This window comes from Rhodococcus sp. BS-15 (assembly GCF_000813105.1).
Lineage (GTDB): Bacteria > Actinomycetota > Actinomycetes > Mycobacteriales > Mycobacteriaceae > Rhodococcoides.
In genome coordinates, this window is sequence record NZ_BAOX01000215.1 from 1 (window position 1) to 8,583 (window position 8,583).

Genomic DNA, 8,583 nt, shown 5'->3' on the forward strand with positions numbered 1-8,583 from the left:
TCCCGGTCACGCCGTCGACGATGGCGTCACCCAGCCCGCCTGCGGTGGACGCGACCAGCGGGGTGCCCGCAGCCGCTGCCTCGAGCGCGATGATGCCGAAAGGTTCGTATCGACTGGGCAGGACGATGGCGTCGGCCCCGTGCAGCCAGCCGAGTAGTTCGGTGTGGTCGAGATTGCCCAGGAACGACACTGCGCGGGCCACCCGGTGCGTGCGCGCCAGCCCTGCCAACCAGGCGAACTGTGTTCCTTCGCCGGCGATGTGCAGGGTGGTACCCGGGTGGCTTCGTCGGATGCGGGGCAGAGCTGCGATGGCATCCTGGATGCCCTTCTCGTACTCGAGCCGGCCGACGTAAAGCAACTTGGCCGGCTCCGATCGAGGCTCTCGTCGCCGAAAGTGCCAGGTGGATCGGTCGATTCCGTTGCGAATCACCTTCACCGCCGACTCCGATACTCCGAACAGGGTGGTGACCTCGTCCTTCATCGATGCCGAGCAGGTGATCACCGCATCGGAATCGTTGGCGAGCCACCACTCGACGGAGTGCACCTGGCGGTTGACGGGACCGGAGATCCAGCCGCTGTGGCGTCCGGCCTCGGTGGCGTGGATGGTCGAGGCGAGCGGTACGTCGTAGAACTCGGCGAGGGCGATCGCCGGGTGCGCAACGAGCCAGTCGTGCGCATGAACGACGTCGGGTTGCCAGCCGTCGCCCAGACCCGGCTTACCGAGCGCGACGCCGGCACGGACCATCGCGTGTCCCATCGCGAGGGTCCACGCGAGCATGTCCTCCCCGAAGACGAAGTGAGCCGGGTCTTCGGCGACGGCGACGACGAGCACCCCGTCCTCGATGTGGTGAGACGTCGGGTGGGTGGCGGCGTCGGTTCCGGTGGGTCGACGCGACAGAACGACGACCTCGTGCCCGCATCGGACCAGTTCGGTGGCCAGGTGATGCACGTGCCGACCGAGCCCGCCGACCACCACGGGTGGGTACTCCCACGACACCATCAGAATCTTCATCGACGCCCCCCTGCACCTTCTCGCTCGCCGTCACCGTGTGCACCGGGCAGCCGGCGCGCATCCAACGCAGGAAACAGTCCGTCCGCGCGGTTCCATTGCCGAGCCAGTTCGTTCGCCCGGACAGGTGACCCACCTGCGGCCGCGGCCGCGATCTCACGCAGCGCATGTGCATGGACGTGCGCCCGCTCCCGTGCGTAACCTGCGGCGGAATCCTTGCTGACCATGAATGCCCAGTCGCTGGCCACGGCCATCAGTGTCTCACGCAGTATCTGATCGTTGACCCGATTGCGAAGTTCGGGCCCGCCGGCGCGACGCTGTACATCTCGGGCGGTGTCGACGGCGTCGAGTGCGGTCCGAGATACCTCGGAATTGAGCGCGACCAGGTCGGCGACGTCGTCGCCCGCCCACACCCGCCAGTCCTTGCCCGATCCCCACGACGAATCCTGCAGTTCCAGTGGCGCTCCGACGTAACCCTGCTCGCGGGCGTCGCTGAGCGTGCCGACGGTGATGCCGGCCGCCGGAAGCGCGCGCATGAGCTTGCCGAGCCACTGTGGGCCCTCGTGCCACCAGTGTCCGAACAACTCGGTGTCGAATGCCGCCACCACCAGCGCGTCGCGACCGATCCGCTCGGATTCGGAGACCAATCGCCTGCGGACCACATCGACGAAGTCGGCGACGTGACGGTCCACCGTCGCCGCGGCCCGCTCGGGATCGTAGGGAGCCTTGTCGTTCGACGCGACCGAACGGCCGGTGACCCGGGCCGGTTTGAGACCGGTGGCGTGATCGTAGGTGTGGAAATCCCGATAGGAACCGTGGCCGGGATAGCCGGACTTCGGTGACCAGACGCGGTAGCTGACCGGCAGATCGCGTCCGAATGCGACGACATCGGAGTCCCACACCGGCCTGCCGAGGGAGGTGTCTCCGCGCATCGCGGGCCCGTCGACCATGAAGTGCGAGACGCCGGCCGCGGCGTAGTCGGTTTCCATGCCGGGGGTGAATCCGCATTCGGGTGCCCAGATGCCTCGGGGTGTGGTGCCCCACCGGGCGCGGGCGTCGAGCAGACCTTCTCGGAGCGAGAATTCGCGTAGTCGGGGATCGAGCAGCGGCTGGAACGGGTGCGCCAACGGTCCACCCAGCAGTTCGACGGTTCCGGTTTCGACCAGCGGCCGGAGTACCGCCGACCCGCCGTGCCGCCACCGGGACTCGAATCGATCGAGCGCAGCGGCAGAACCTCGGTGTTCACGAACGGACAGGTCGCGGTCCGTTGCCTCGTGGGCTCTGAGCTGCCAGTTCGCGAGCCAGTGGTGCATTCCGGACAGACAGTGCGGATCGTCGAGTTGAGCAGCCAGCACCGGGGTGATCCCCAGCGACAGCACGTTGCTGTGGCCGTCGTCGGCCAGCTGCTCGAGTGCCGCGGTGAGCGGCAGATAGCAGTCGGCCCAGGACTGATACAGCCATTCCTCGCCTACCGGCCAGCGTCCGTGATTGGCCAACCACGGCAGGTGGGAGTGCAGAACGAGAGAGAACATGCCCGGCACGGTGGCACCGGATGTCACCCGATCACCGTGCTCGAGCTCTTGCGGGCGACGGCGACCAGGTCGAGGCTGTCGTCTATGCGGTCGGCCGCGATGTCGAAGTCCTCGATCGAGATGGCCGCGACGTCCTCGGTGAGTTCGGCAGGCCAGGGTTCCCCGGCCAGGGCTCGTTCGATCTGCGCGTCGATGAACGAACCGCCGTGCTTGGCGTCGAGTGCGGCCAGCGTGCGTCCGTGCCGGACTCCGGTGAGTTCGTCGACCTCGAGCCGTGCGTCCACGAGAAGCTCGGTGAGTTCGGCCGCGTCGAGTTCGCGAGTGTGGAACGGGTTGAGCGGGGTGTCGCGGCCTGGCGAGAAGGTGATGCGGTTGGGAGTGCTGATCAACAGAATGCCCCCGGGCGCGAGCACCCGGTGCACTTCGGCGAGGAACGCACCTTGATCCCAGAGGTGCTCGATCACCTGGAAATTGACGACCACGTCGATCGAGGAATCGGCGACGGGAAGGCGGTCGAGGTTGCCACGCAGCATCGTCACCCTGGGGTAGCGGGCATGCACGTGTGCGGCGGCCGACGCGTCGTAGTCGAGACCGAGAACATTCGTCGCGACACCGGCAATCATGTTGGCTCCGTAGCCTTCTCCCGATCCCGCTTCGAGCACCGTTCGGTCGCGGCAGCGCTCGACGAGTGCGCGGTAGACCACCTCGTGTCGGCGGAACCAGTAGTTCTCCTCGGCGATCCCGGGCACGGTGCGCTCCCCGGTGAGGGGGAGTGGTTCCGGTGCCGGTGCCTGAGCCGATGAATCGTTCACCGACGAAAGGTTAGTGGAGGCGCAGGAGAGGTAAGCCAACGTGGTCTCCATAACAGTCGGGGTGCAGATGTATGGTCGGACAGGCAAGGAGGTAAGTTACCCACCAGTAACTACGGTGAGGTAACCTCGTCCCAGACCGTAGAACTGCACGAACCGTTAGAACACTCACGATCAGCAGAACATGACCAGGAGGTCGACGCAGACCCATGACGAACATCGTTGTTTTGATCAAGCAGGTTCCAGACACGTGGTCCGAGCGCAAGCTCACCGACGGTGACTACACCCTCGATCGCGAGGCCGCCGACGCCGTCCTCGACGAGATCAACGAGCGGGCCGTCGAAGAAGCGCTGCTCATCAAGGAAGCCCAGGGCGGTGAGGTCAAGGTTCTGTCCGCAGGCCCCGATCGCGCCACCGATGCCATCCGCAAGGCCTTGTCGATGGGTGCAGACAGCGCAGTGCACCTCAACGATCCGACCCTGCACGGCTCCGACGCGATCCAGACCGGATACGCGCTGGCCGCAGCGCTCGGCAACGTCGCATTCGAGAACGACGAGCCGGCCGATCTCATCATCGCAGGCAACGAGGCCACCGACGGTCGCACCGGTGCCGTTCCTGCGATCATCGCCGAGTACCTGCAGATCCCGGCCCTGACTCAGATGCGCAAGCTCACCGTCGCCGACGGCAAGGTCACCGGCGAGCGGGAGACCGACGAAGGCATCTTCGGCCTCGAAGCCGCGCTTCCCGCCATCGTGAGCGTCACCGAGAAGATCAACGAACCGCGCTTCCCGTCGTTCAAGGGCATCATGGCCGCCAAGAAGAAGACGGTGCAGACCATCACGCTCGCCGACATCGGTGTCGAGGACGGCATCGTCGGCGTCGACAACGCGGGAACGACCGTCACGTCGTCCACCCCCAAGCCTCCCAAGACTGCAGGCGAGCGGCTCACCGACGAGGGCGACGGCGGCGACAAGATCGCCACCTACCTCGTCGGCCAGAAGATCATCTGATCCCGCCCCACCGAGCAATCGAAGACAAACGAGGAGCAAGTCATGGCAGAAGTACTCGTGCTCGTGGAGCACGTCGAGGGAACACTGAAGAAGGTCAGCCACGAGCTGATCACCGCCGCTCGTGCGCTGGGTGAGCCGTCCGCGGTCGTCACCGGCCCGGTCGGCACCACCGACAAGGTCGCCGACGCGCTGACCGAAGCCGGTGCCGAGAAGATCTACGCCGCCGAATCCGATGCAGTCGACGGATTCCTCGTCACCCCGAAGGTCGACGTGCTGTCGGCACTCGCGGAGTCGGTCTCGCCGGCAGCGATCATCACCGCGGCCACGATCGAGGGCAAGGAAGTTGCGGGTCGACTCGCAGCACGCCTCGGCTCGGGCTACCACAACGACGTCGTCGCACTGAACGGCGACGGCAGTGCCGTCTACTCCATCTTCGGTGGCGCGTTCACCGTCGAGGCCAAGGCCAACGGCGACGTTCCGGTCATCTCGCTGCGCCCCGGTGCAGTAGAGGCCGAGCCGAAGGCAGGAGCGGGCACCCGCGAAACCGTCGAGGTCCCCGCGCAGGAAGAAGGGGCCGTCAAGGTCACCTCGCGTGACCCGATCGTCGGCGGCGACCGTCCGGAGCTCACCGAGGCATCGGTCGTCGTCTCCGGCGGACGTGGTGTCGGCAGTGCCGACAAGTTCTCCGTCGTCGAGGAGCTCGCCGACTCGCTCGGTGCCGCAGTCGGTGCCTCGCGCGCCGCTGTCGACTCCGGCTACTACCCCGGCCAGTTCCAGGTGGGTCAGACGGGCAAGACCGTCTCCCCGCAGCTGTACGTTGCCCTGGGTATCTCCGGAGCCATCCAGCACCGTGCAGGCATGCAGACCTCGAAGACGATCGTCGCGGTCAACAAGGACGAGGAAGCACCCATCTTCGAGATCGCCGATTACGGCATCGTCGGTGACCTCTTCAACGTCGCACCGCAGCTGACCGAAGCAGTCAAGAAGCACAAGGGATAGCTTCGATCGCTGTTCCCACACAGGCCCTCACCGCCCGCGCGGTGGGGGCCTGTCGTGTCCAGTAGCGCAACCTTGTTCACGCAAACTCTTCCGACACGTTTCCCTGACGATGCCCGGTAGCCTTCCCCGCTCGTTAGACACACCTCATGACCACTTCCGTCATGAGCTCGACTGCATCGATCGTCCCGGCCACCGACCGCTACTCGCTGGTGTTGTCCACCGACCCGGAGCACCGACTCGCGGCGCAGCGTCTGCGCTACGAGGTGTTCGCTTCCGAGCCGGGGTTTTCCATTCCCACCGACACCGACGGCCTCGACGCCGATCGGTTCGACGAATTCTGTGATCACCTGCTCGTTCGTGACCAGTGGACCGACACGTTCGTCGGCTGCTACCGCATGTTGCCGCCGCAGGCCGCCGTGTCCGCCGGCGGGTATTACACGGCAACCGAATTCGATATCTCCGCGCTCGATCCCGTCGGCATGAACATCGTCGAAATGGGAAGGGCTGCAGTTCATCCCGATCATCGCTCCGGGTCCGTGCTCGGGCTGATGTGGGCCGGAATCCTGCACTACCTCGATGTGACGGGATACGAGTGGGTGATGGGCTGCGTGTCGGTGCCCATGCAGTCGGCATCAGGGGACCCCATCGGGGCCAACGTACGCAGTGTTCGAGACCGCTTGTTGGGCAAGCACGCTACGCCGCTCGACCGTCGGGTCCGGCCGTACTCTCCGGTCGTCGTCGACGGGGTGGATCTGATCGACATCGAACCCGCGAAGCGAACGTCGATGCCGCCGTTGATGAACGGCTACCTCCGGCTCGGTGCCTCCATCTGCGGTGAGCCGGCTCATGATCCCGAATTCGGTGTCGCCGATTTCGTCGCGTTGCTCGGGCTGCACGAGACCAACACTCGCTATCTCGACCGCTTGCGTTCGGCAGCAACGACGTTCGAGTCGGGTGTCCGGTGACACGACCGATCGTGCACGCGTGGATGCCGTCGTCGCCGTGCAGTGACGGCTGTCTGCCGAAGAACCCACCGACAGTGGGACGAATCGTCCTCGCGCTCCGAATCGTACTGGCGTTGGCGGCGTTCGGGTTGCTGCCGGTGTTGGTCGTCCTCGGGGTTCCGTTCCCGCGGGTTCGCCGGTCGCTGACGCGGATCGGTGCTCGCACTCTGCTGTTCGCCATCGGGATCGACCTGACCGTGCTCGACGCTCGCTCGGAGCGGGAACGCTCCCGTACCGCCGCAGGTGCACTGCACGTCGCCGGTCACATCTCCTGGACCGACGTCGTGGTGCTCACCGCGGTACAGCCGTCGACCTTCGTCGCGCGTGCCGACCTGATCGACTGGCCGGTGCTCGGTCGCCTCGCGCGGGCCATGAAGGTACTTCCGATCGATCGAGCTCGACTGCATCAGCTCCCCGGCGTCGTCGATCAGGTGGCCGATCGTGTTCGCGCCGGCGGATCGGTCGTCGTCTTCCCCGAGGCCACCACCTGGTGTGGTCGCGCCTACGGCTCGCTACGGCCTGCGCTGCTTCAGGCCGCGATCGATTCCGAGACCTGGGTGCAGCCGATTCGGCTGCGCTACCTCGACCGGACCGGCGAGCAGACCACCGCCACGTGCTTCGTGGGGGGACGAAACGATCGGCGCGTCCATCGGCCGGATCTTCCGACTGCGCGGACTGCGTGCCGAGGTGGAGTTCACGGCCCCGGAGGCACCCGGCGGCGATCGCCGCGACCTCGCTCGACGATGCGAGGTCGCGATTCGACGCGATGACGTCTACGACCCCACCGTGCACGAGGTGATGGCCGAGGCCGAACGCAGCCCGATGCCGCCGACGGTTGCGGCGGCCTGACCGAGCATCGATCACCGTGACCGCGGACCCACCTCGCGCAGGTAGGTCCGCGGTCACGGCAGCGGGTATCGTCTAGCCTGTTATGCCTTCTGTGCGCAGTACGACTGCTCCCGTCCCGCCGCGGCCACCGGTGTACCTCGATCACGCAGCGACGACCCCGATGCTGCCGAGCGCGATCGAGGCGATGACCTCTGTGTTCGCCACGGTGGGCAACGCGTCCTCGCTGCACACCTCAGGTCGGTCCGCTCGGCGTCGAGTGGAGGAATCTCGCGAGTCGATCGCCGCGGACCTGGGCGCGCGCCGTCCGAGGTGATCTTCACCTCCGGCGGCACCGAGAGTGACAACCTCGCCGTCAAGGGCATCTTCGCGGCCCGTCGAGACTCCGATGCCGCACTGACCAGGATCATCGCCAGCTCGGTGGAGCATCACGCGGTGCTCGACGCAGTCGAGTGGCTCGTCGCACACGAAGGTGCGAGTGTCACCTGGCTCCCGGTCGACACCGAGGGGCGGGTCACCCCGGATACGCTGCGCGCCGAGCTGGCCCTGCATGCCGACGAGACTGCGCTGGTCACCGTGATGTGGGCCAACAACGAGATCGGCACCGTCATGCCGATCGCCGAGCTGGCAGCCGTGGCCGCCGAATACGGGGTCCCGATGCACAGCGACGCGGTCCAGGCGGTGCCGCATCTGCCCGTCGGATTCTCCGCGAGCGGTCTGTCCGCGCTCAGCATCGCCGCACACAAGTTCGGTGGACCGCAGGGCGTCGGAGCGCTGTTGCTCGGCCGCCAGGTCCCGTGTGTTCCGCTGTTCCACGGCGGGGGACACGAGCGAGACGTTCGATCCGGCACCCCGGACACTGCAGGCGTCGTCGCGATGGCGGCTGCATTGCGGTCGACGGTCGAGAACTCGGCGCGGCACCGCGCAGAACTGAGAGCACTGCGCGATCGGTTGATCGTCGGAATCAGAGACGCCGTTCCCGACGCCGTCCTCAACGGCCCGGAAGGCGACGACCGGCTGGCCGGGAACGTGCATTTCACCTTTCCCGGGTGCGAGGGTGATTCGCTGTTGATGCTCCTCGACGCGGCGGGGATAGAATGCTCGACGGGCTCGGCGTGCACTGCGGGTGTGGCCAGCGCCAGTCATGTACTGATTGCGCTCGGGTGCGATCCGGCCGTCGCCCGCGGATCACTGCGGTTCTCGCTGGGGACCGGCTCGTCCGAATCGGACGTCACCACTGTGCTTGCGGCTCTGCCGCAGGTCGTCGAACGTGCTCGCGCCGCCGGACTGGCCGGCGTCGGAGCTCGAGGAGGAAATCGCTGATGCGTGTTCTGGCTGCTATGAGCGGCGGAGTCGACTCGGCCGTTGCCGCGG

General features: G+C 66.6%; 7 protein-coding genes and 1 pseudogene. 5 read left to right on the plus strand and 3 right to left on the minus strand.

Annotated features, from left to right (window positions below):
- The 3 genes from RHBS_RS19925 to RHBS_RS19935 all read right to left on the minus strand — a co-directional run.
- Positions 1–1,012, minus strand: a 1,012-nt coding sequence (locus RHBS_RS19925) for a glycosyltransferase family 4 protein (RefSeq protein ID WP_145977551.1), incomplete at its 3' end; no start/stop codon positions are given.
- Positions 1,009–2,541 (minus strand): glycoside hydrolase family 57 protein, encoded by a 1,533-nt coding sequence (locus RHBS_RS19930; protein ID WP_121872498.1) that lies wholly within the window; start codon positions 2,539–2,541, stop codon positions 1,009–1,011. The genes RHBS_RS19930 and RHBS_RS19925, both read right to left, overlap by 4 nt.
- Positions 2,542–2,564: 23 nt before the next feature.
- Entirely contained in the window at positions 2,565–3,404 is an 840-nt protein-coding gene (locus RHBS_RS19935) for a bifunctional 2-polyprenyl-6-hydroxyphenol methylase/3-demethylubiquinol 3-O-methyltransferase UbiG (protein WP_121870211.1), read from the minus strand.
- Between the two features lie 155 nt (positions 3,405–3,559).
- Here RHBS_RS19935 and RHBS_RS19940 point away from each other — a divergent pair, with 155 nt between their 5' ends.
- The 5 genes and pseudogenes from RHBS_RS19940 (at position 3,560) to RHBS_RS19960 (ending at position 8,532) form a co-directional block, all read left to right on the plus strand.
- Positions 3,560–4,360, plus strand: coding sequence for an electron transfer flavoprotein subunit beta/FixA family protein (locus RHBS_RS19940; protein WP_121870210.1), 801 nt, complete (start codon positions 3,560–3,562; stop codon positions 4,358–4,360).
- Positions 4,361–4,402: 42 nt separating this feature from the next.
- Positions 4,403–5,359, plus strand: a complete 957-nt coding sequence (locus RHBS_RS19945; protein ID WP_121870209.1) for an electron transfer flavoprotein subunit alpha/FixB family protein — start codon at positions 4,403–4,405, stop codon at positions 5,357–5,359.
- A gap of 146 nt (positions 5,360–5,505) precedes the next feature.
- A complete protein-coding gene (locus tag RHBS_RS19950) occupies positions 5,506–6,324 on the plus strand; it encodes a GNAT family N-acetyltransferase (RefSeq protein WP_121870208.1) in 819 nt (272 codons plus the stop codon).
- A gap of 74 nt (positions 6,325–6,398) precedes the next feature.
- A complete protein-coding gene (locus RHBS_RS19955; protein ID WP_237669471.1) occupies positions 6,399–7,133 on the plus strand; it encodes a 1-acyl-sn-glycerol-3-phosphate acyltransferase in 735 nt (244 codons plus the stop codon).
- A 161-nt stretch (positions 7,134–7,294) separates the two neighbouring features.
- Positions 7,295–8,532: pseudogene (locus RHBS_RS19960) on the plus strand (cysteine desulfurase family protein).
- The last annotated feature ends 51 nt before the right edge of the window (positions 8,533–8,583 follow it).